Raw genomic sequence first — 23,298 nt, 5'->3', positions numbered from 1 at the left:
GTGATTTCTTAAGTATGCAGGGCTACATATTAGCCGTCATTTGGGGACCGCCTTGATCTCTCTGGGATCGTTATTCAACCGCCAACAACCCGCTTTGCTGGGTTTAGATATCAGCTCATCCAGTGTCAAGCTGGTGGAGTTGAGCCGTGACAAGGCCGGTAATCTGGTGTTGGATCGCTGTGCGATCGAACCGCTGGAACGAGGCTGGATTACCGATGGTAACGTCGAAAAGTTTGACGAAGTGGCCGACGCGGTGCGCCGGCTCGTCAAGAAAAGCGGAACCCGCACCAAGAATGTGGCGATGGCCCTGCCGGCTTCGGCGGTCATTACCAAAAAAATCATTCTCCCGGGCGGCCTCAGCGACGCAGAGCTCGAAATTCAGGTCGAATCCGAAGCCAATCAATACATTCCGTTCTCGCTGGATGAAGTCAGCCTCGATTTCTGCGTGGTAGGCCCGAGTGCTACCTCCAGTGGCGACGTTGAAGTGCTGATTGCTGCTTCGCGCAAGGAAAAAGTGCAGGACAGGCAGGGTCTTGCGGAAGCCGCCGGGCTCAAGCCTATTGTTATAGATGTGGAGTCGTATGCCTCCCGCCTGGCCACCGCCCGCTTGATTGAGAGCCTTCCCAACAAGGGCGTGGACACCATGGTGGCCCTGTTTGAAGTGGGTGCATTGACGACCAGTATGCAGGTCATCAAAAACGATGAAGTACTTTATGAGCGTGATCAGGCCTTCGGTGGAGCACAGCTGACGCAACTCATCATTCGGCAGTACGGTTTTTCCCCTGAAGAAGCAGAAAGCAAAAAACGCAGTGGCGATTTGCCGGAAGACTACGAATCCGGCGTGCTGAAGCCTTTTGTCGAGAGCATGGCGCAGGAAATCGGACGGGCCTTGCAGTTCTTCTTTACCAGCACACCGCACAACAAAGTTGACTATGTGATGTTGGCCGGCGGCTCGTCCGCCTTGCCAGGCCTGACCGACTCCGTCACCCAGCAGACTTCATTTGCCTGCGTGCTGGCAAACCCTTTTGAGGGAATGGAGCTCGGGGAAGGCGTACGTGAAAAGAAGATGCGGCGCGAAGCGGCATCCTACCTGACCTCTTGCGGTCTGGCTTTGCGGAGGTTTCTGCAGTGATTCTCGTCAATCTGCTTCCCCATCGCGAAGCTGCGCGCAAGCGCAGGCGCGAAGTATTTTTTGCCACGCTGGGTATGGCGGCCTTGATCGGCGGTCTTATTTGCGGCGCTGTTTATTCCTGGTACCTTGCCCAAATTGAGGGCCAGCGGGGAAAGAACAATTTTCTGAAAACGGAAATTACCCGGTTGGAAGGACAGATCAAGGATATTGCCACGCTGCAGGCGGAAATTTCCGCACTCAGGGCTCGCCAGAATGCCGTGGAAGACCTGCAGGGAAACCGCAATCTGCCGGTGTATTTGCTGAGCGAACTGGTCAAGCAGTTGCCCGATGGGGTGTATATCACCAGCATGAAACAAGACAATCAGGCCGTGTTTATCACTGGCGTCGCACAGTCAAACGAACGTGTTTCGGAATTGTTGCGCAACCTTGCTAACAACAGTGCGTGGTTAACCCGGCCGGAACTTGTAGAAATCACCGCCAGCACAGTCTCACTGAGTGCCCGTGACCAGCGCAGGGTATCCAATTTTTCAATGAAGATTGGTTTGAAGCGGGCCAGCGATCCGAAAACTGTTGGCGCCACACCGGCAAGCTCAGGGACAGTACCGGTGGTGTCGGGGGCGGCTGCCAAGCCAGCTTCTGCCGCTTCGGTGCCGGCCAAGGTATGAGGCGGAATGAACGAGTTTGACTATGGCAAAAATCTCTAAAAATTCCATCGACTTTGGAGCAATTCAAAGTAGTCTGAAGTCCCAGTTTACGGGCCTGGATCCCAATGATCCACCTTCATGGCCAGCACTTCCACGTTACCTCCTGTGCGTGGCCGTGACGATTTTTGTTGTCGTGGCTCTTTGGTTTGTATGGCTCAGCGCATCCGATGAGGAGTTGACCGCAGAGAAAGCCAAGGAAGTCAAGCTTAAGGAAGACTACACGGCAAAGCTTGCGCAGGCTGTCAATCTGGATGCGCTGAAGAAGCAGCGCGAACAGGTTCAACAATATGTAACCCAGCTTGAAAAGCAGCTACCGAGCAAGGCCGAAATGGACGCACTGCTTTCTGATATTAATCAGGCGGGTTTGGGGCGTAGTCTGCAGTTCGAATTGTTTCGCCCAGGTCAGGTTAGCGTGAAGGAGTATTACGCGGAATTGCCGATCGCTGTTCGAGTCACAGGCAGGTATCACGATATGGGTGCTTTTGCGGCTGATATTGCCAATCTTTCCCGCATTGTCACTCTGAATAATCTGACCATATCGCCCGGCAAAGATAGCACCTTGGTGATGGATACCACGGCCAAAACGTTCCGCTATCTGGACAATGATGAAGTAGCCTTGCAGCGCAAGAGCGCTCCTGGAGCCAAAAAATGAGTGCAGGAAAATACGCGGTAATTTTTTGCGGTTTGGCAGGGATTTTATTGGGCCTGTCCGGCTGTGGTTCCTCTGAACAGGAGGAGTTGCAGGAATGGATGACGCAGCAACGGAACGCTACCAAGCCTAAGGTAGATCCGCTGCCGGAGCCCACTAAATTTTCACCTCAGTTGTATGGCCAGGAAGGTTCCATAGAGCCTTTTAGCATTCAAAAACTGACACAGGCACTGAAACGTGAATCCAATCAGGCGACGGCCAACGCCGCCCTGATCGCACCTGAACTGAGCCGACGAAAAGAACCATTGGAGGCATATCCCCTGGATGCTATTGCCATGGTGGGTAGCCTGATCAAGGTTGGCCAGCCAGTTGCGCTGGTACGAGTGGACAACCTGATTTATCAAGCCCGCGTAGGGAATTACCTGGGCCAAAACTACGGCCGGATCACCAAGGTCACTGAAACAGATCTCGCCTTACGCGAGATAGTGCAAGACGCCGCGGGTGAGTGGATAGAGCGGACCGCGACTTTACAGTTATTAGAGGGATCAAAATGAACAAGCAGACACCGGCACTAGAGACGCAGGAAAAAAAGGGCCGCCTGCAGCTTTTGTTTGGGCGTGTGTTGCGTTGTGCTTCGCTCAGTCTGGCATTTTCTGTAACTGCCGCTCCCTTGCTGGCGCAGGCACAGAATGCCATCCAGGCTGTTTCCGGATCAGTTCAGGGCGGTGCAGAGGTCATTCGAATCGATTTGGCAGAACCTCTGGCTGCGGTACCGACGGGTTTTAGTATCCAGACGCCAGCGCGTATAGCACTTGATTTTCCCGGGGTTGGTAACTCCATGGGACGATCTGCAGTGGACCTCAACTTGGGAAATCTGCGCTCGGCGAACGTCGTGCAGGCGGGTGAAAGAACCCGTGTAGTACTGAATCTAAAGGTGCCAACGGCGTATAAGGCTGAGATTCAAGGGAAATCGTTGTTGATTACCCTCGATTCAGTGGCGGTGGCTGCGCCCTCCGCTACTACACCGCCAGTGTTTGCTGAAAATCGCAACACCGACACATTGCCCTTGAAGGACATCGACTTCCGTCGTGGCGTTGAGGGTTCTGGCCGTATCGTTGTGGACCTGCCCAATAACCAGGTTGGCGTGGATATACGCCAACAAGGCCAGACTTTGGTGGTTGAGTTCCTGAAAACCGCATTGCCAGAAGGACTTCGCCGTCGTCTGGATGTGGGCGATTTCGGAACACCAGTGCAAACCGTCACCACATTTCAAACGGGGGATAAGGTCCGTATGGTGGTCGAGCCCAAGGGCGCCTGGGAACACAGTGCGTATCAAAGTGATAACCAGTTTGTCCTGGAAGTGCGCCAGCAAAAAATTGACCCAAGCAAGCTGACGCAAGGACCTGGGTATAACGGTGAGAAGCTATCCCTGAATTTTCAGAACATTGAAATTCGCTCCCTTCTGCAGGTGATTGCAGACTTTACGAACTTCAATATCGTGACGTCGGACTCGGTTACCGGTGCGGTAACGTTGCGTCTGAAAGATGTTCCCTGGGATCAGGCACTGGACATTATTCTTCAGGCCAAGGGACTGGGCATGCGCAAAACAGGCAACGTCTTGTTGATCGCACCCAAAGACGAACTTGCAGCCAAAGACAAGCTGGAACTGGAGTCAAAGAATGCGATTCAAAGTCTGGAAACGCTCCGGACCCAGGATTTCAAGCTTAACTATGCAAAAGCTGCAGATATTGCGGCAGGGCTGTTGGGCTCCGGTGCCGGTGCTACAAAGATACTGTCTGCGCGAGGCAGCGTGATATCGGAGGCGCGCACCAATCAATTGTTCGTTACCGACATACCATCGCGACTTGAACAGGTGCAGGCGCTGATCGCGAAATTAGACGTCGCAGTCCGTCAAGTGTTGATTGAAGCTCGTATCGTTGAAGCGTCGGATTCCTTCGGTAAATCTCTGGGCGTGCGGTTAGGGGGTCGACCTTTCACCCAGGGTAATAACACCGCTTTTGGCGGGTCGTATAGCCCGACAGTTGCAGGAACTACTGCAGGTGAATTCGTGAGCCTGCCTGGTGTGGGCCAAAACGGATTCAACGCAAGTACGTTTGCCATTTCTTTGTTCAATGCCGCAAAGACACGATTCCTTAATCTTGAGATTTCTGCATCTGAAGCAGATGGCAAGACGAAAATTGTTTCCAGTCCACGTGTCGTGACTGCTGATCAGGTGAAGGCTCTGATTGAACAGGGTACAGAGCTTCCCTATCAACAGGCGACTTCCAGCGGTGCCACCGCTATTGCCTTTCGAAAGGCAAACTTGAAGCTCGAAGTCACTCCGCAAATAACGCCGGAGGGGAACATCATCCTTCAAGTGGACGTGAACAAAGATAGCGTGGGACGTGAAACAGCGAACGGATTCGCGATTGATACCAAGCATATTCAAACGCAGGTACTGGTGGAAAATGGTGGAACCGTGGTCATTGGCGGCATTTTTGAGCAAAATGATCGTGACAATGAAACCAAAGTCCCGCTTTTGGGCGACATCCCCGGTGTTGGCAATTTGTTCAAACAAAGAACGCGATCTGCCACGAAGTCTGAATTGCTGGTGTTCATCACGCCCAAAATGCTGACTAACGGATCTGCCCTGCGTTAATTCCGACCACCCGTCTGATCGCCTTGGGCGAGTTCGAGGGCGGTAGGTAAAGAAGGCGTCGTGCTGAAGGACTGCGCGTGGGACTGCCAGTCCTCTGCGTAGTTGCTTGGCATGCTTCTGGGCAACCTTTCCTCCATATCAATTGAATGCACATCCGTTGAGAATCGCCTGCGTGGGCTTGCCTGGGTCGGGGAAATCCACCGTCGGCAGGCATCTTGCCCGAAGAATGGGGTTGCGGTTCATTGACTCGGATCAGGTGATAGAACAACGTATCGGTTGCTCTATCCGTGAGTTTTTTGAGCGCGAAGGTGAAGACGCATTTCGCGACATCGAGCAACTGGTCATCGATGAATTGACTCAGGGTGAGGTTTGCGTACTCTCCAGCGGCGGCGGGGCTGTGCTGCGCCCCGCCAACCGGCAACATCTTCGGGAGCGGGCGCAGGTGGTTTACCTGCATTCCATCCCCGAAGAGGTTTTTCGCCGTTTGCGGCATGACCAGAACCGCCCCTTGCTTCAGGTGGCCGATCCGCTGGCGCGGCTCAGGGATCTTTACGCCGCCCGTGACGCCCTCTATCGGGAAACGGCACACTATGTCATTGAAACAGGCCGCCCTTCAGTCTCTACGCTGGTCAACATGATCCTGATGCAGCTGGAGCTGGCAGGCGTGATGGCTCCGCCTCCCGACCGGCCATAACCGTTGGCAAGCCTTGGAAAGGGTGGAAGCCTCTACACTTCTTCCATGCAAGAAAATTCCTCTTCCGCCGTTGCGACAATCCGGATTGATCTGGCCGAACGCAGCTATCCGATCGTCATTGGCAGCGGGCTTCTGGGAAGCAGCAATACCTATCAGGACGTGCCCAAAGCCGCGACGGCGCTGGTGGTGTCAAACACCACCGTGGCACCGCTGTATGCCGCGCAACTCACCCGGGCGTTGCAACAACGCTATGACAAGGTGCTGCTGGTCACCTTGCCGGATGGTGAAGCCCACAAGGACTGGCCAACCCTGCAATTGATTTTTGATGCGCTGCTGGAAAACGGCTGCGACCGAAAGACGGTGCTGTTTGCCTTGGGCGGTGGCGTGGTCGGCGACATGACCGGCTTTGCCGCGGCCAGCTACATGCGCGGCGTACCATTTGTGCAGGTGCCCACGACATTGCTGGCCCAGGTGGATTCCTCGGTTGGCGGCAAGACGGCGATCAACCACCCACTGGGCAAAAACATGATCGGTGCGTTCTACCAGCCCTTGCAGGTGGTGTGCGACCTGGATGTTCTGGCGACGCTGCCCTCTCGCGAACTGAGTGCGGGCCTGGCCGAGATCATTAAATACGGCCCCATTGCCGACATGGCATTCCTTGAATGGATCGAGACTAACCTGGAAGATCTGCTCGCCAGGGAGCCCGTGGCCATGGCCCACGCCATCCAGCGCAGTTGTGAGATCAAGGCATGGGTTGTAAGCCAGGACGAGCGGGAGTCGGGCTTGCGGGCCATCCTGAATTTCGGTCACACCTTCGGTCACGCGATTGAATCCGGTCTGGGCTATGGGGAATGGCTGCATGGCGAGGGTGTGGGCTGCGGCATGGTGATGGCCGCGCATCTGTCAGAGCGTCTGGGCCTGGTTGACAAGCCTTTTACGGAACGCCTGACCAATCTTGTCCGACGATGCGGCCTGCCGGTGCGAGGACCTGTGCTGTCAACCACCGACAATGCCGGCCGCTATCTCGAACTGATGCGCATCGACAAAAAATCCGAAGCGGGTGAGATAAGGTTTGTTGTGATCGACGGCCCCGGGAAGGCAGCCGTTCGCAGTGCGCCGGATGCCATGGTGCGCAGTGTCATAGATATGTGCTGTGAATAAGCGGCGGAAAATATGGAAGAGGTACCTGAAATTGCTATCAATTCAGGAGCTGCTTGCGCTTGTGAGGTATGGGATTCCGGTCATTTTTATGTTTAATTCATGAATCTCCAACCCTACGCCTGTGACCCTTCGCGTTCGCGCGGCCGCCGCTTTGCCGAGCCTGCTGCGCCAACCCGGTCCGAGTTTCAGCGCGACCGCGACCGTATCGTGCACTCCACCGCTTTTCGGCGCCTGGTGTACAAAACCCAGGTGTTTCTGAATCACGAAGGTGATTTGTTTCGCACCCGGCTGACTCATTCGCTGGAGGTCGCCCAGCTGGGAAGGTCCATCGCCCGCACGCTTCAGCTCAATGAAGATCTCGTGGAAGCCATTGCGCTGGCGCATGACTTGGGCCATACGCCGTTCGGCCATGCGGGCCAGGATGCCTTGAACGCATGTCTGAAAGCCTGTAACCCAGACAGCGCAGGCTTTGAGCACAACCTGCAAAGCCTGCGCGTGGTGGACTCCCTTGAGGAGCGCTATCCGGCGTACAACGGGCTGAACCTGACCTTTGAGACGCGAGAAGGAATCCTGAAGCATTGTTCCAGGCGCAATGCACGCCATATTGAAGCCCGCGAGCCGGACGGTGTTGCCCGCCGGTTCGTAGAGCCCGCTGACGGGCCGCGCTGGCAGCAACCCGGTCTGGAAGCACAACTGGCCAATCTTGCGGACGAAATAGCCTACAACGCACACGATATTGACGACGGCGTGCGCTCCGGCCTGTTAAGCCTGGAGCAACTGGAGGGTGTCGAGCTGTTCGCGCAACACTGCCGGGAAACGCAACTGGCGCACCGGGCGTTGAAAGGCCGGCGGCTGCTGTTCGAGACCATACGGCGCATGCTCAGTGCGCAGGTCTATAACGTGATGGATGCGACATCGCTTGCGATTTACAAGGTTGCCCCTGCCAGCGTGGACGAAGTTCGCAGGCATCCGGCGCTGGTGTGTTTTACCGAAGAAATGGCGACGCAGTCTGCATCCCTCAAACGTTTTTTGCTGCGAAACCTGTACCGCCACCCGAAAGTGGTGGAAACCACGCAGGCTGCCAAGCAGGTAGTTCGTGATCTGTTCGAAGCCTATATGGCCGACCCGGCCCAGATGCCGCAGGCTCACATCGACCGGTTTGACGGCATTGATGCCCCCCATGCGGCGGGCGCAAAACCCGAGAGGGTGGTCGCCGACTACATTGCCGGCATGACAGACCGCTTCGCCGCCAAAGAGCATGAACGTCTTAAGGGGCGCGCAGCCTTTCCGGTCTAAGTGGAGTTGTGGCCGCCCATCGCAGCAAACAACGTGACTGAGCCCCGGCCAACAACAACCCCGAGCCCGAACGCGGCCTGGTACGTGATGGCTGCCGGTGTGGTGGCCGCCCTTTACGTGGGCAAGCTGCCGCCTGCGCTGCCTGTGCTGGGAAAGGTATTGGGCGTGACATTGCTGCAGGCCGGATTTCTGCTGTCGCTGGTGCAGCTGGCGGGTATGGTGCTCGGGCTGCTCATCGGGCTTGTTGTGCAGCGTGCCGGCCTCAAGCGCAGCATGGTGGCCGGGCTGCTGGTGTTGTCCGGTGCCGGCCTGTTGGGCGGCGTGTCTCCCGATGTGCATTGGCTGCTGACCGCACGTGTATTCGAAGGGCTGGGATTCCTCTGGGTGGTGTTACCGGCCCCAGCCCTGATCCGCCAGCTGGTGCCACAAGAGCGACTCAACGGCATGCTGGGAGTCTGGGGCGCCTACATGCCGCTGGGCGCCTCTCTGGCATTGCTGGGAGGCCCCATGATCATCGGCCTGGCCGCACCTGACTGGGGTTGGCGAATCTTGTGGTGGCTTCTGGCCGCGCTGGCCGCAGTGCTGGCTTTGCTGGTCGCGTGGCAAGTTCCTGCACAGGGGCATCTGCATGATGGCATGTCCCCCCGGCAATCGCCGGCTCCTCATTTCCGTGGCGGAGATATTGTCCGCGCGACGCTGCGGTCGCGCGCAGCCTGGTACATGGCTGTTGCTTTTGCGATGTACTCGGGACAGTGGCTTGCTGTGGTCGGTTTCCTGCCGTCCATCTACACCCAGGCTGGCGTGAGCGGTGTGTGGGTGGCATGGCTTACGGCGCTTGCTGCTGCCGTCAATATCATCGGCAACGTCGCGGCAGGCAGGCTGCTGGAGCGTGGTGTACGACCGGTGGTTCTGCTTGGCGCAGGCTTCCTGTCGATGGCTGGAGGTGCCCAGCTCGCATTTGCCGTGCAACTGTCCCCGGAAATACAGTATGTGGCCATACTGGTCTTTTCGATGGTGGGCGGCCTGATCCCCGCAACGCTGTTTAACCTGGCCATCCAGCTTGCGCCCCGCCGTGATGCCGTGTCGACCACCGTTGGCTGGGTCCAGCAGTGGTCGGCGCTGGGGCAATTTGCCGGTCCTCCGCTGGTTGCCTGGGTGGCCAGCACTGCGGGAGGATGGCAATGGACGGGTTGGCTTGCGACGGCCGGCTGCGCCATCGCCCTCGTGTTGGCGATCTTGCTTCATCGTCTGCCTGGATCTGCCCGCCAACGCACTTGAACGGGCGTATGTTGGCGTCCCATGCGCATAGGCTTATGACGTGTTGGCATTTCCACGGTGGTTTTTGGAGGTTGCACAGATTACGCTGAGGGCTTGCGCACAATTTGTGACATTTCTTCGGAATATTGAGCGCATGCTGAGGTACGGGCATCAAACCTGCTTTGGCTATTTCGTCTCTCAAAAGGTGTTCTCATGGGTTTCAATCGACGTCAACTAATTCTGCGCGGGGTTTCCGCGGGCGCTGCGGTAGCAAGCCCTGCGCTCTGGGCTCAAAGCAAAACCAGCCGCAAAATCGTTCTTGGCCAATCGGTGCCCTTGACAGGTGCAGCCGACCAGATCGGCCTGGCGTATCTGAATGGGGCAAAGATTTATTTCGACGCCATCAATGCAAAGGGCGGTGCCGGCGGTCACAAGATCGAAGTCAAGACACTCGACGACGGCTACAACCCGGCCAAGGCTGCCGCCAATGCCAAGCAGTTGATCGACGAAGGCGTCGACGCGCTGTTCGGCTTTGCCGGAACAGCCAGCTGCGACGCCGCGTTTGCCGCTTCCAAGGCATCCGGGGCGCTCTTTTTCGCACCTTTTGCAGCATCGGATGCGTTGCATGATCCTGCGCTGGCAAACATCTTTCATGTGCGCCCGGCGCTGGCTGACGAGGCCTACAAAATTGCACGCCACTGCGCCACCCTCAACCAGGACCGTATCGGTGTATTTGCCGAAGATGACGCCATGGGGCGGGGCGGCCTTGCCGCGGTGAACCAGGCCCTGATCGACCTGAAGCGCCCAGCCATCGTTGGCAGCGCCCTGTCGCCGGTCAACAGCGACAAGGTCGATGCTGCCGTGGCGCAGCTGATGAAGGCGCAACCCCAAGCCGTTATTCAGGTCAGCCTGTTCAATTCCTCGGCGGCTTTCATCCGCAAGATGCGCCAGGCCGGGTTTGGCGGTCAGTTCCTCAATTTCTCCGTGGTGGGGATTGACCCGCTGTTCAGCGCGCTGGGCAAAGAGATCGGCGGGGTTGTTATCTCGCAAGTGGTGCCTTCGCCGCGCAGCACCGGCACGCCCATCATCAAGGAATACCTGGATGTGCTGAACCAGACCGACCAGACGCCCAGCTATGAAAGTGTTGAGGGCTATATTGCGGCCAAAACGTTTGCCGAAGGCGTGCGCCGCAGCGCGGCCGGCAGCGGCAAGCCCGACCGGGCAGGCCTGCAAAAGGCGTTTGAAACCATGACCGACTACGACGTGGGGGGCTTTCGCGTCAACCTGCGCCCGAAGAAATACGAATCGGTGCGGGCGATTGATCTCGTCACCATCACGCCTGACGGCAAAGTCGTTCGTTAAGCGCCCTTGTTCCGGGGCGTTCTAACAGCGCTTCGATGGACTCGCAGCAGGCGGAAAAAATCGGGGTCAGATTCCTTTTATCATGATGCAAACTCTCGGTATTGCATTCCATGGCCCGCCTTCCCCGTCTGACGCTCCCCGGTTACCCGCACCACATCATTCAGCGGGGAAATAACCGGCAAGCTGTCTTTTCTTCGGCCGCCGACCACCAGGTGTTTTTGGCGTTGCTCGAAGAAAGCGCCCGCAAGTTCGGCGTTGCCCTGCATGCGTACGTGCTGATGGACAACCATTTCCATTTACTGGCGACGCCTTCCGCAGCGGACAGCCTGCCGCAGATGATGCAAGCTGCCGGGCGGCGCTATGTGCGTTACTTCAACGACAGCCAGGGCCGCTCCGGCACCTTGTGGGAAGGGCGTTACCGGGCCACCGTGATCGAGGCCGAGCGCTACCTGCTGGCGTGCATGGCCTATATGGACCTCAATCCAGTCCGCGCGGGACTGGTGGCCGAGGTCAAAGACTATCCGTGGTCCAGCTACGGCCATTACGCAGGCCTGCGGGTCGACGGCCTGCTCACGCCACACCCGATGGTCTGGGCATTGGGCAACACGCCGTTCGCCCGTGAAGTGGCCTACGCCGGACTGGTGCGCGCCGGCATCACGCTGGAGCAGCAAGACCAGCTGACCCGATCCGCCCTGAGTGGCTGGGCCCTGGGTGGAGATGGCTTTTTGGCGGAGTTGCAAAAGCGCACAGAGCGCCGTGTCACCAGGAACCAGGCGGGACGCCCACCCCTGCGCGTGGCTGAGGGCCCGGATGATGAATAACTTCATATTTATCAAGGCTTGACGCGCTTGACTTTAATATGTCCCCAATTTATTGTTGATTAAATTAATCGACATTTAATTGGAATCTGACCCCATTTAAACCACTTGGCATTGTTGTTGCAATGCAATATGCTCCCATTCCCTGCGAAAAATTATGAACCTTGCGGATGGAAGCGTTGCCATGCCTTTTCTAAGGCCGCGCGGCACCGCCGTCATCCCCAACTGACGAGGAATTGCCATGACCACGGCTGCTGAAATCAAACATTTTGAAGAAAACGGTTTGTACTCCGGTGCAAACGAACATGACGCCTGCGGCGTCGGCTTCGTGGCGCACATCAAAGGGCACAAAAGCCACGCCATCGTCCAGCAAGGCCTGAAAATCCTCGAAAATCTCGACCATCGGGGTGCAGTGGGCGCTGACAAATTGATGGGTGACGGCGCCGGCATTTTGATTCAGCTGCCCGACGCGCTGTATCGCGAAGAAATGGCCAGCCAGGGCGTGCAGCTGCCGCCGCCCGGTGAGTACGGCGTCGGCATGGTGTTTCTGCCCAAAGAGCACGCATCCCGCCTGGCGTGCGAGCAGGCGCTGGAGCGCGCCGTCAAGGCTGAGGGCCAGGTGCTGCTGGGCTGGCGCGACGTGCCGGTCAACCGCGACATGCCCATGTCGCCCACCGTGCGCGAAAAAGAGCCCATCCTGCGCCAGATCTTCATCGGTCGCGGCAACGATGTGATCGTGCAGGACGCGCTGGAGCGCAAGCTGTACGTGATCCGCAAAACCGCCAGCGCCGCCATCCAGAACCTGCGCCTGACGCACAGCAAAGAATATTACGTGCCCAGCATGTCCAGCCGCACGGTGGTCTACAAAGGCCTGCTGCTGGCCGATCAAGTGGGCACCTACTACCGCGACCTGACCGACCCACGCTGCGTCTCGGCACTTGGCCTGGTGCATCAGCGCTTTTCCACCAACACCTTCCCCGAGTGGCCACTGGCCCATCCCTACCGCTATGTGGCCCACAACGGCGAGATCAACACCGTCAAGGGCAACTACAACTGGATGAAGGCGCGTGAAGGCGTGATGTCCTCGCCAGTGCTCGGCGCCGACCTGCAAAAGCTCTATCCGATCAGCTTTGCCAGCCAGTCCGACACCGCGACCTTCGACAACTGCCTCGAGTTGCTGACCATGGCCGGCTATCCCATCAGCCAGGCCGTGATGATGATGATCCCCGAGCCCTGGGAGCAACACACCACCATGGACGAGCGCCGCAAGGCCTTCTATGAATACCACGCCGCCATGCTCGAGCCCTGGGACGGCCCGGCCTCCATCGTCTTCACCGACGGCCGCCAGATCGGCGCCACGCTGGACCGCAACGGCCTTCGTCCTTCGCGCTATTGCGTGACCGACGACGACCTGGTCATCATGGCCTCCGAATCCGGCGTGCTGCCGATTCCCGAGCACAAGATCGTGCGCAAATGGCGCCTTCAGCCCGGCAAGATGTTCCTGATCGACCTCGAACAGGGCCGCATGGTCGACGACGAGGAAATCAAGGCCACGCTGGCCCACAGCAAGCCCTACAAGCAGTGGATTGAAAATCTGCGCATCAAGCTGGACGACGTGGCCGGCAAGGCCGCCAAGACCTCTCCGGTCACTGTGCCCGCGGCTTCGAACCTTGCCCTGCTTGATCGCCAGCAGGCCTTTGGCTACACGCAGGAAGACATCAAATTCCTGATGTCCCCGATGGCCGCCAACGGCGAAGAAGCCACCGGTTCCATGGGCAACGACAGCCCGCTGGCCGTGCTGTCCAACAAGAACAAGCCGCTCTACAACTACTTCAAGCAGTTGTTCGCACAGGTGACCAACCCGCCCATCGACCCGATCCGCGAAGCCATCGTGATGTCGCTGGTGTCCTTCATCGGCCCCAAGCCCAACCTGCTGGACATCAACCAGGTCAACCCGCCGATGCGGCTGGAAGTCAGCCAGCCCGTGCTCAACGTGGCCGACATGCAAAAGCTGCGCGATATCGAGTCGCACACCCAGGGCAAGTTCAAGAGCTACACCCTGGACATCACCTATCCGCTGGCCTGGGGCCATGAAGGTGTCGAGGCCAAGCTGGCTTCGCTGTGCGCCGAGGCGGTCGACGCGATCAAGGACGGCAAGAACATCCTGATCATCAGCGACCGCGGCATCAGCGCCACGCAGGTTGCCATTCCGGCCTTGCTGGCTCTTTCCGCCATTCACCAGCACCTGGTGAAAGAAGGCCTGCGCACCACGGCCGGCCTGGTGGTCGAAACCGGCTCCGCCCGCGAAGTGCACCACTTTGCCGTGCTGGCCGGCTACGGCGCCGAAGCCGTGCACCCCTACCTCGCCATGGAAACGCTGGCCGAGCTGTCCAAAGGACTGCCGGGCGACCTCAGCACCGACAAGGCCGTCTACAACTACACCAAGGCCATCGGCAAGGGCCTGTCCAAGATCATGTCCAAGATGGGCGTGTCGACCTACATGAGCTACTGCGGCGCGCAACTGTTCGAGGCCATCGGCCTGAACCGTGACACCGTGGCCAAGTTCTTCACCGGCACGGCCAGCCAGGTCGAAGGCATGGGCGTGTTCGAGATCGCCGAAGAAGCGCTGCGCATGCATCGCGCCGCCTTCAGCGACGACCCGGTGCTGGCCAACATGCTGGACGCCGGCGGCGAATACGCCTGGCGCGTGCGTGGCGAAGACCACATGTGGACGCCCGACGCGATTGCCAAGCTGCAGCATTCCACGCGTTCCAACAACTGGAACACCTACAAGGAATACGCCCAGCTGATCAACGACCAGAACCGCCGTCATATGACGCTGCGCGGCCTGTTCGAGTTCAAGATTGACCCTTCCAAAGCCATCCCGATTGATGAAGTCGAGCCGGCCAAAGAGATCGTCAAGCGCTTTGCCACCGGCGCCATGTCGCTGGGCTCCATCAGCACCGAAGCCCATGCCACGCTGGCTGTGGCCATGAACCGCATCGGCGGCAAGAGCAACACGGGCGAGGGCGGTGAAGACCCGAACCGTTACCGGCAAGAGCTCAAAGGCATCCCGATCAAGAAGGGCGAGACGCTGAAAAGCGTGATCGGCCCTAAGCAGGTTGAGGTAGATTTGCCGCTGCAAGACGGCGACTCGCTGCGCTCGCGCATCAAGCAGGTGGCGTCCGGCCGATTTGGCGTCACGGCCGAATACCTGGTGTCGGCCGACCAGATCCAGATCAAGATGGCGCAGGGCGCCAAGCCCGGCGAAGGTGGCCAGCTGCCCGGCGGAAAAGTCAGCGAATACATCGGTTCGCTGCGTTACTCGGTGCCGGGTGTCGGTTTGATCTCGCCACCGCCGCACCACGACATCTACTCGATCGAAGACCTGGCCCAGCTGATCCACGATTTGAAGAACGTGAACCCGCGCGCCAGCATCAGCGTCAAGCTGGTGAGTGAGGTCGGCGTAGGAACCATTGCAGCGGGCGTGGCCAAGGCCAAGTCCGACCACGTGGTGATTGCCGGCCACGACGGCGGCACGGGTGCTTCGCCCTGGTCGTCCATCAAGCATGCCGGCTCGCCCTGGGAAATTGGCCTGGCCGAAACGCAGCAGACCCTGGTGCTCAACCGCCTGCGCGGCCGCATCCGTGTGCAGGCCGACGGCCAGATGAAAACCGGCCGCGACGTCATCATCGGCGCGCTGTTGGGCGCCGATGAGTTCGGTTTTGCCACCGCACCGCTGGTGGTTGAGGGCTGCATCATGATGCGCAAGTGCCACCTCAACACCTGCCCTGTTGGCGTGGCCACACAAGACCCGGTGCTGCGCCAGAAATTCAGCGGCAAGCCCGAGCATGTGGTCAATTACTTCTTCTTTGTCGCCGAAGAGGCGCGGCAGCTGATGGCGCAGCTCGGCGTGCGCAAGTTTGACGACCTGATCGGCCGCGCCGACCTGCTCGACACGCAAAAAGGCATCGAGCACTGGAAGGCCAGTGGCCTTGATTTCGCCCGCCTGTTCTACCAGCCCAACGTGCCGGCCGACGTGCCGCGTATGCACGTCATGGAGCAAGACCACGCGCTCGAAAAAGCGCTGGACGTGCGTCTGATCGAAAAGTCCAAAGCTGCGATTGAAAAGGGCGAAAAAGTCCAGTTCATCGAGGTGGCGCGCAACGTCAACCGCACCGTCGGCGCCATGCTGTCGGGCGAGCTGACACGCCACCATCCGCAAGGCCTGCCCGACGACACGCTGCGCATCCAGCTCGAAGGCACGGGCGGCCAATCTTTCGGCGCCTTCCTGGCCAAAGGCATCACCATGTACCTGATCGGTGACGCCAACGACTACACCGGCAAGGGCCTGTCGGGCGGCCGTATCGTCGTGCGCCCGAGTATCGACTTCCGCGGCGACGCGGTGAAGAACACCATCGTCGGCAACACCGTGCTGTACGGCGCGACCACCGGCGAAGCCTTCTTCAGCGGCGTGGCCGGTGAACGTTTTGCCGTGCGGCTCTCGGGCGCCACGGCGGTTGTTGAAGGCACGGGTGACCACGGTTGCGAATACATGACGGGCGGCACCGTCGCGGTGCTGGGCAAGACCGGCCGCAACTTCGCCGCCGGCATGAGCGGCGGCGTGGCTTATGTGTATGACGAAGATGGTTTGTTCGCCACGCGTTGCAACACTTCCATGGTGTCGATGGACCGCATCGTCACCACGGCCGAGCAGCACACCCATGACAAGGCCGACTGGCATGCCGAACAAAGCGATGAGGAATTGCTCAAGCGCCTCTTGCAAGACCACAACCGCTGGACCGGCAGCAAGCGCGCGCGCGAGTTGCTCGACAACTGGAGCGAGTCACGCCTGAAGTTTGTGAAGGTCTTCCCGAACGAATACAAGAAGGCGCTGATTGAGCGCAAGGAACGCCGCCTGGAAGCCGCGACCGAAACCACACGGGTCCAGGTCGCCACCAACCAGGAAGCGGTGGCGGCCAAGTAAGGCTGCTGAAGCTCTCACGCCACCTTACGTTTGCTATTAAATTTATAGCTGCTTGCGCTCATTCTTAAAGGGCTGGCGGCATAAAACGCTTAAAAGAATTGCACAGGACGCATCATGGGAAAAATCACCGGCTTCATGGAATACGAGCGCATCGAAGAGGGCTACAAGCCCGTGCCGGAGCGCCTGAAGAACTACAAGGAATTTGTCATCGGGCTGGACGACGCGCAGGCCAACAAGCAGGCCGCGCGCTGTATGGACTGCGGCACGCCGTTTTGCAACAGCGGCTGCCCCGTCAACAACATCATTCCAGACTTCAACGACATGGTGTTTCGCGCCGACTGGAAAAACGCCATCGACACGCTGCACAGCACCAACAACTTCCCCGAGTTCACTGGTCGCATCTGCCCGGCACCCTGCGAAGCCGCCTGCACGCTGAACGTGAATGACGACGCCGTCGGCATCAAGTCCATCGAGCACGCCATCATCGACCGCGCCTGGTCCGAAGGCTGGGTCAAGCCTGTGATGCCCAAGCACAAGACCGGCAAGAAGGTTGCCGTGGTCGGCTCCGGTCCCGCCGGCATGGCCGCCGCGCAGCAGTTGGCGCGCGCCGGCCATGAGGTGACGCTGTTTGAGAAGAACGACCGTATCGGTGGCCTGCTGCGCTACGGTATCCCTGACTTCAAGATGGAAAAGGTCCATATCGATCGCCGCGTCGAGCAAATGAAGGCCGAAGGCGTGAACTTCCGCACCGGCGTGATGGTGGGCAGCCTGCCCAAGGACTCCAAAGTCACCAACTGGGCCAAAGAAAGCATCACCCCCGAGCAGTTGCAAAAAGACTTCGATGCCGTGATCCTCACGGGCGGCGCCGAGCAGTCGCGCGACCTGCCCGTGCCCGGCCGCGACCTCGACGGCGTTCATTTCGCGATGGAATTTTTGCCCCAGCAAAACAAGATCAACGCCGGTGACAAGGTCAAAGGCCAGCTGCGCGCCGACGGCAAGCACGTCATCGTGATTGGCGGCGGCGACACCGGTTCCGACTGCGTGGGCACCAGCAACCGCCACGGCGCGGTCAGCGTCACCCAGTTTGAACTGATGCCCCAGCCGCCCGAGGAAGAAAACCGCCCCATGACCTGGCCTTACTGGCCGATCAAGCTGCGTACATCTTCCAGCCACGAAGAAGGCTGCGAGCGCGAGTTCGCCATCTCCACCAAGGAACTGATCGGCGAAAAAGGCAAAGTCACGGGCCTGAAGACCGTTCGTGTCGAGTGGAAAGACGGCAAGATGGTGGAAGTGCCAGGCTCCGAGCAAACCCTCAAGGCCGACCTGGTGCTGCTGGCCATGGGCTTTATCTCGCCGGTGGCGTCGGTTCTGGATGCGTTCGGCATCGAAAAAGACAACCGTGGCAATGCCAAGGCCCATACAGACTTCACCGGCGGCTATGCCACGAATGTGCCCAAGGTGTTTGCCGCCGGCGACATCCGCCGTGGCCAGAGCCTGGTGGTATGGGCGATTCGCGAAGGCCGTCAGGCCGCGCGCGCGGTCGACGAGTTCCTGATGGGCTTTAGCGACTTGCCGCGTTAATCGCCGCACCCGGCCTTCGCAAATCGCCCCAAGGGGCGGTTAAGTAAACCCCAAGCTCGCGCTTGGGGTGCGCGTAGGCCGTCAGGCCGCGCGCGCGGTCGACGAGTTCCTGATGGGCTTTAGCGACTTACCCCGCTAAGCGTCGCACCCTGCCTTCGCAAATCGCCCCAAGGGGCGGTTAAATAAACCCCAAGCTCGCGCTTGGGGTGCGCGTAGGCCGCCAGGCCGCGCGTGCGGTGGACGAGTTCCTGATGGGCTTTAGCGACTTGCCGCGTTAATCGCCGCGCCCGGCCTTCGCAAATCGCCCCAAGGGGCGGTTAAATAAACCCCAAGCTCGTGCTTGGGGTGCGTAGGCCCCGCCAGGCCGCGCGCGCGGTCGACGAGTTCCTGATGGGCTTCAGCGGCCTGCGTCGCTAAGTGCAGCGCCCGGCGTTTATAAATCGCCAAAAAGGGGCGATTGAGAGGCCCAAGCTGGTGCCCGAATTGCGTGAAATGGTGCCAAACCTCCAGAAATCACCCAATTGGCGTGACGGTCCGTTGCGCTTTGCGCACATCTGCCTGGTTGGGAAATAACACCGAAAAACCCGGACGCTATCAAAAAAATAGCTGCTTGCGCTGGATAGTCGCGGCTTGCGGCCACTATCTGCCCGATAAAGCGGCAGCCTTTTTGGGCTACCCGCGCTGCTTTAGGCCGCACAGCCCAAGGTTTTTGGTTTCCGTTCAGGGACTGTATAAGGGCAAACCCCGTATCATTCGGTATTACTTACCCAAGCCAACACACCTGCTGGCCTGTCTTTTCTCCTTCAATGCCCGATATTTCCGCTTCATCATTGGTTGAGTTCAAGGATGTGACGTTTTCGTATCCCGGCTCCGCCGGTGATCGCGTCATCCTGGACAAGGTCACGCTGTCCGTGCCTCGCGGCAAGGTTACCGCGCTGATGGGCGCTTCAGGAGGCGGCAAAACCACCGTCCTGCGCCTCATCGGCGGGCAGCAAAAGGCTGTCAGCGGCGCTGTGCTGTTCGACGGCAAGGACGTTGGCAAGCTGGCCCAGGCGGAACTCTACGCCGCGCGACGCCGCATGGGCATGCTGTTCCAGTTCGGTGCGTTGTTCACCGACCTGAGTGTTTTCGACAATGTGGCGTTTCCCTTGCGCGAGCACACCGAATTGGGTGAGGCCCTGATCCGCGATATCGTGCTGATGAAACTCAATGCGGTGGGCCTGCGCGGCGCGCGGGACCTGCTGCCCAGCGAAATTTCGGGCGGCATGGCCCGGCGGGTCGCGCTGGCGCGGGCCATTGTGCTGGACCCGGAACTCATCATGTACGACGAACCGTTCTCCGGGCTCGATCCGATCTCGCTCGGTACCGCCGCGCAGCTCATACGCCAGCTCAACGATACGCTGGGCATTACCAGCGTGGTGGTGTCGCATGATCTGGAAGAAACCTTCCGCATTGCCGACAAGGTCATCATCCTGGCCAATGGCGGCATTGCGGCGCAGGGCACACCTGACGAGGTGCGTCGCTCCACCGATCCGCTGGTGCACCAGTTCGTCAATGCGGAAAGCGAAGGCCCCGTGAAATTCCACTATCCGGGCCCCACTGTGGATGCCGATTTCGGCAACCCGGCGGCCAAATCAGGGAAGCGCGCATGAGCCGCTATAGCCCTGTCGCCCTGATTTCCGGCCTCGGTTTTTCCGTGCGCAGCCAGCTGGCCGAGCTGGGCTACGCCGCGCGGTTGATGTCCCGGCTGGTGGCCCTCACCGGCCCCGCCCTGGCCCGCTTTGGCCTGGTGCGCGACCAGATTTTCTTTTTGGGCAACTACTCGCTGGCCATCATTGCCGTGTCGGGCCTGTTTGTCGGTTTTGTGCTGGGCCTGCAGGGCTACTACACGCTGCAGCGCTATGGCTCGGCAGAAGCGCTGGGCTTGCTGGTGGCGCTCAGCCTCGTTCGCGAACTCGGGCCTGTGGTCACTGCTTTGCTGTTTGCTGGCCGCGCCGGCACGGCGTTGACGGCCGAAATCGGCCTGATGAAAGCCGGCGAACAGCTCTCAGCCATGGAAATGATGGCGGTGGACCCGGTGCGGCGCATCCTGGCGCCCCGTTTCTGGGGCGGCATCATCGCCATGCCCCTGCTGGCTGCCGTGTTCAGCGCCGTGGGCATCATGGGTGGCTGGCTGGTGGGCGTGGTCATGATCGGTATTGATGCGGGCTCCTTCTGGAGCCAGATGCAGTCCGGTGTCGATGTCTGGCGCGACGTAGGTAACGGCATCATCAAGAGTTTTGTGTTTGGCGTCACCGTCACTTTTGTGGCCTTGCACCAGGGTTTCGAGGCCCAGCCGACGCCTGAGGGCGTGTCGCGCGCGACCACGCGGACCGTGGTGGTTGCATCGCTGGCCGTGCTGGGGCTGGATTTCCTGCTGACCGCCTCGATGTTCAGCCTTTAAAACCGTCTTCATACATTTTTAATTCCCCCATGAGAAAATCCTGCTTCCCAGTGTTTGCCTTGGGTGAACCCCGCAAGGACAAAACAGCCCGGAATGGCGAAGACGCCGGACCAGGCCACTGAAAGAAAACGATGCAACGTTCCAAAAATGATCTGTGGGTGGGTTTGTTCGTGTTGATTGGCGGCGCCGCCATCCTGTTTCTGGCGCTCAAGTCCGCGAATCTGCTCAGCCTGAATTTCGATACCTCCTACAAGGTGACGGCGAAATTCGACAACATTGGTGGCCTCAAGCCGCGAGCCGCGGTCAAAAGCGCTGGCGTGGTAGTGGGCCGGGTTGAAAATATCACTTTCGACGACAAGTCCTACCAGGCCAGCGTCAATCTGGCCATGGAAAGCCGTTACGTATTCCCGAAAGACAGCTCGCTGAAGATTTTGACCAGCGGATTGCTGGGCGAGCAGTACATCGGCGTGGAGGCCGGTGGGGACGAGAAAAATCTTGCCGCAGGGGACGTGGTCAAAAACACGCAGTCTGCCGTGGTGCTTGAGAATCTGATCAGCCAGTTTTTATATAGCAAGGCGGCAGACAGCAGTTCCGGATCAGGGTCTGCGCCGCCATCAGGGACGCCAGAAAAAAAATGACAGCAGAAATCACGATGAAAAAACCGGCCGGCTGGGCTGCGGCAGTGCTTGCACTGGCACTTCTCCAGGGGTGTGCTACCGGTCCCAATGCGAGCCCGTCCGATCCGCTGGAGCCGTTCAACCGGACCATGTTCAATTTCAATGATGGTGTGGACCGCGCCGTCGTCAAACCCGTGGCAACCGCGTACCGGGATATCACGCCTGCGCCTGTGCGCACCGGTGTCACCAATTTCTTCGGCAACATTTCCGACGTGTGGTCCACCGTCAACAACCTGCTCCAGGGTAAAGGCCAGGCTTCTGTCGAAAGTTTTTTCCGCGTCACGACCAATACCATCTGGGGCGTGGGCGGCATTTTTGACGTTGCCAGCGATCTGAAGATTCCCAAGCACTCGGAAGATTTTGGCCAGACGCTCGGCGTTTGGGGTGTGGGCTCGGGCCCCTACCTCGTGCTGCCTTTGCTGGGCCCTTCTTCCGCGCGTGATTCGGTAGGTTCGCTGGTTGATTACCAGGGCGACCTGGTAAGCCGGATCGACAATGTCCGTGCCCGCAATTCCCTGACGACTTTGCGCTTGGTGAATGCCAGGGCCAACGTGCTCGGGGCCGGTGATGTCCTGGACCAGGCCGCACTCGACAAATACAGCTTCACCCGCGAAATCTACCTGCAGCGCCGCCGTAGCCTGATAGGCGGGACTTCGGTGGAAAAAGAGGAACGTTACGATTTGCCGGAAGGCACATCGGCCGCCCCAGCGGCACCAGCCTCCGCCGCCAAATAGCGTCCTGCCGGGTGTGAACAGGGGTCAAAAGGCTGTTGATTGCAAACAATATTTACAAGACCGCCGTAAAACTTCATTCACAGCCCGGAAACCATCCCGCAGAATAACCATCGAACCATCGGTTGCAACAGTGACGTATCCGTAGAGGTACAGCAATTTCCGCAACCGCATGCTTCGTCATAGAAGGAAAATCATGAAACGTAGAACACTTGGCCATTTATTTACCGCCGCCCTCAGCCTGGCCCTGATGGGGTCCGCACCGTTCGTTCGCGCAGCCGATGAGGCACCCGATGCCCTGATCAAGCGCGTTTCGGCCGATGTGCTGGACAACATCAAGACGGACAAGGCTGTAAAAGCCGGTGACCTCACCCGGGTGCTCGCGCTCGTCGACAGCAAGATCATGCCCAATGTGAACTTCACGCGCATGACGGCCTCTGCCGTCGGCCGCAACTGGCGCCAGGCCACGCCTGAGCAGCAAAAGAAGCTTCAGGACGAGTTCAAGGTCCTGCTGATCCGCACCTATTCCGGCGCGCTGGCACAGGTCAGCGACCAGAGTGTCAATGTCAAGCCGCTGCGCGCGGCTCCGGAAGACACTGAAGTCGTCGTCCGCACCGAAGTTCTGGGCCGGGGCGACCCAATCCAGCTGGACTACCGCATGGAAAAAACCGCCACGGGCTGGAAGATCTATGACCTCAATGTGTTGGGCGTCTGGCTGGTGGAAACCTACCGCACCCAGTTCGCCCAGGAAATCAGCGCCAAGGGCGTTGATGGCCTGATCGCGTCTCTGGTTCAGCGCAACCAGTCCAATACCGGCGCAGGCGCCAAGAAATCCTGAGCGGCAACTGCGCCATGCTGACACTCCCTTCCGCCTTGACCCATGCGGTGGCTGCCGGTTTTTCTCACGGCCTGAAGCAGGCCGTGTTGTCGCAGCCGGGCGGGGTGGTGGTGGATGCGAGCGCACTCACCGAGTTTGATTCTTCCGCTCTGGCCGTCCTGCTTGAATGCCGCCGTGAGGCGCTGGCCGCCGGCAAGGGGTTCACGGTCACCGGCTTGCCTGTCCGCTTGCGCCAGCTGGCAGGCCTTTATGGCGTGGCGGAGCTGGTGCCTGCCACGGCCTGAGCCGTACCGCTGCGGCACCGGCCGC

At 59.2% G+C, this 23,298-nt stretch carries 19 protein-coding genes; all 19 read left to right on the top strand.

The genetic code is table 11. The features are described from left to right. Positions 1 to 52 precede the first annotated feature (52 nt). The 19 genes from ACXJKE_RS06560 to ACXJKE_RS06470 all read left to right on the top strand — a co-directional run bounded on the left by ACXJKE_RS06560 (position 53) and on the right by ACXJKE_RS06470 (position 23,273). The gene (locus tag ACXJKE_RS06560; protein WP_457279735.1) at positions 53 to 1,132 is read left to right on the top strand and encodes a pilus assembly protein PilM; all 1,080 of its coding nucleotides are present in this window, start codon (positions 53 to 55) and stop codon (positions 1,130 to 1,132) included. After that, positions 1,129 to 1,797 (top strand): PilN domain-containing protein, encoded by a 669-nt coding sequence (locus ACXJKE_RS06555; protein WP_457279734.1) that lies wholly within the window; start codon positions 1,129 to 1,131, stop codon positions 1,795 to 1,797. The genes ACXJKE_RS06560 and ACXJKE_RS06555 overlap by 4 nt, the downstream gene beginning before the upstream one ends. A gap of 22 nt (positions 1,798 to 1,819) precedes the next feature. Then, positions 1,820 to 2,488, top strand: coding sequence for a type 4a pilus biogenesis protein PilO (locus ACXJKE_RS06550; RefSeq protein ID WP_457279733.1), 669 nt, complete (start codon positions 1,820 to 1,822; stop codon positions 2,486 to 2,488). After that, on the top strand, positions 2,485 to 3,039 hold the full coding sequence (locus tag ACXJKE_RS06545) for a pilus assembly protein PilP (protein WP_457279732.1): 555 nt from the start codon (positions 2,485 to 2,487) through the stop codon (positions 3,037 to 3,039). The genes ACXJKE_RS06550 and ACXJKE_RS06545 overlap by 4 nt, the downstream gene beginning before the upstream one ends. Continuing rightward, on the top strand, positions 3,036 to 5,144 hold the full coding sequence (gene pilQ, locus ACXJKE_RS06540; protein ID WP_457279731.1) for a type IV pilus secretin PilQ: 2,109 nt from the start codon (positions 3,036 to 3,038) through the stop codon (positions 5,142 to 5,144). The genes ACXJKE_RS06545 and pilQ overlap by 4 nt, the downstream gene beginning before the upstream one ends. A 157-nt stretch (positions 5,145 to 5,301) precedes the next feature. Then, the gene (locus ACXJKE_RS06535; protein WP_457279811.1) at positions 5,302 to 5,838 is read left to right on the top strand and encodes a shikimate kinase; all 537 of its coding nucleotides are present in this window, start codon (positions 5,302 to 5,304) and stop codon (positions 5,836 to 5,838) included. A 45-nt stretch (positions 5,839 to 5,883) separates the two neighbouring features. After that, positions 5,884 to 6,999, top strand: coding sequence for a 3-dehydroquinate synthase (aroB, locus tag ACXJKE_RS06530; protein ID WP_457279730.1), 1,116 nt, complete (start codon positions 5,884 to 5,886; stop codon positions 6,997 to 6,999). Positions 7,000 to 7,098: 99 nt separating this feature from the next. Then, the gene (locus ACXJKE_RS06525; RefSeq protein WP_457279729.1) at positions 7,099 to 8,295 is read left to right on the top strand and encodes a deoxyguanosinetriphosphate triphosphohydrolase; all 1,197 of its coding nucleotides are present in this window, start codon (positions 7,099 to 7,101) and stop codon (positions 8,293 to 8,295) included. 33 nt (positions 8,296 to 8,328) lie between these two features. Then, positions 8,329 to 9,573 (top strand): MFS transporter, encoded by a 1,245-nt coding sequence (locus ACXJKE_RS06520; RefSeq protein ID WP_457279728.1) that lies wholly within the window; start codon positions 8,329 to 8,331, stop codon positions 9,571 to 9,573. A gap of 192 nt (positions 9,574 to 9,765) precedes the next feature. Then, on the top strand, positions 9,766 to 10,914 hold the full coding sequence (locus ACXJKE_RS06515) for an ABC transporter substrate-binding protein (RefSeq protein WP_457279727.1): 1,149 nt from the start codon (positions 9,766 to 9,768) through the stop codon (positions 10,912 to 10,914). Between the two features lie 110 nt (positions 10,915 to 11,024). After that, a complete protein-coding gene (locus ACXJKE_RS06510) occupies positions 11,025 to 11,735 on the top strand; it encodes a transposase (RefSeq protein WP_457279726.1) in 711 nt (236 codons plus the stop codon). Between the two features lie 238 nt (positions 11,736 to 11,973). After that, positions 11,974 to 16,719 carry a glutamate synthase-related protein gene (locus tag ACXJKE_RS06505; protein ID WP_457279725.1) on the top strand — a complete coding sequence of 1,582 codons (4,746 nt, stop codon included), beginning with the start codon at positions 11,974 to 11,976 and terminating at the stop codon, positions 16,717 to 16,719. A gap of 114 nt (positions 16,720 to 16,833) precedes the next feature. Then, the gene (locus ACXJKE_RS06500) at positions 16,834 to 18,300 is read left to right on the top strand and encodes a glutamate synthase subunit beta (RefSeq protein ID WP_457279724.1); all 1,467 of its coding nucleotides are present in this window, start codon (positions 16,834 to 16,836) and stop codon (positions 18,298 to 18,300) included. A gap of 806 nt (positions 18,301 to 19,106) precedes the next feature. Next, positions 19,107 to 19,952, top strand: a complete 846-nt coding sequence (locus ACXJKE_RS06495) for an ABC transporter ATP-binding protein (RefSeq protein WP_457279723.1) — start codon at positions 19,107 to 19,109, stop codon at positions 19,950 to 19,952. Further along, on the top strand, positions 19,949 to 20,743 hold the full coding sequence (mlaE, locus tag ACXJKE_RS06490) for a lipid asymmetry maintenance ABC transporter permease subunit MlaE (RefSeq protein ID WP_457279722.1): 795 nt from the start codon (positions 19,949 to 19,951) through the stop codon (positions 20,741 to 20,743). Before ACXJKE_RS06495 ends, mlaE begins: the two co-directional genes overlap by 4 nt. A 131-nt stretch (positions 20,744 to 20,874) precedes the next feature. Continuing rightward, positions 20,875 to 21,381 carry an outer membrane lipid asymmetry maintenance protein MlaD gene (gene mlaD / locus ACXJKE_RS06485; protein WP_457279721.1) on the top strand — a complete coding sequence of 169 codons (507 nt, stop codon included), beginning with the start codon at positions 20,875 to 20,877 and terminating at the stop codon, positions 21,379 to 21,381. After that, positions 21,378 to 22,154, top strand: a complete 777-nt coding sequence (locus ACXJKE_RS06480) for an MlaA family lipoprotein (RefSeq protein WP_457279720.1) — start codon at positions 21,378 to 21,380, stop codon at positions 22,152 to 22,154. The genes mlaD and ACXJKE_RS06480 overlap by 4 nt, the downstream gene beginning before the upstream one ends. A 193-nt stretch (positions 22,155 to 22,347) precedes the next feature. Then, positions 22,348 to 22,989 (top strand): MlaC/ttg2D family ABC transporter substrate-binding protein, encoded by a 642-nt coding sequence (locus tag ACXJKE_RS06475; RefSeq protein WP_457279719.1) that lies wholly within the window; start codon positions 22,348 to 22,350, stop codon positions 22,987 to 22,989. A gap of 14 nt (positions 22,990 to 23,003) precedes the next feature. Continuing rightward, positions 23,004 to 23,273 (top strand): STAS domain-containing protein, encoded by a 270-nt coding sequence (locus ACXJKE_RS06470; protein WP_457279718.1) that lies wholly within the window; start codon positions 23,004 to 23,006, stop codon positions 23,271 to 23,273. Positions 23,274 to 23,298 lie beyond the last annotated feature (25 nt).

The organism is Polaromonas sp. P5_D5, from assembly GCF_054049435.1.
Note: the sequence above shows the minus strand (reverse complement) of the source record. Positions and strands in the feature narration are given on the sequence as shown.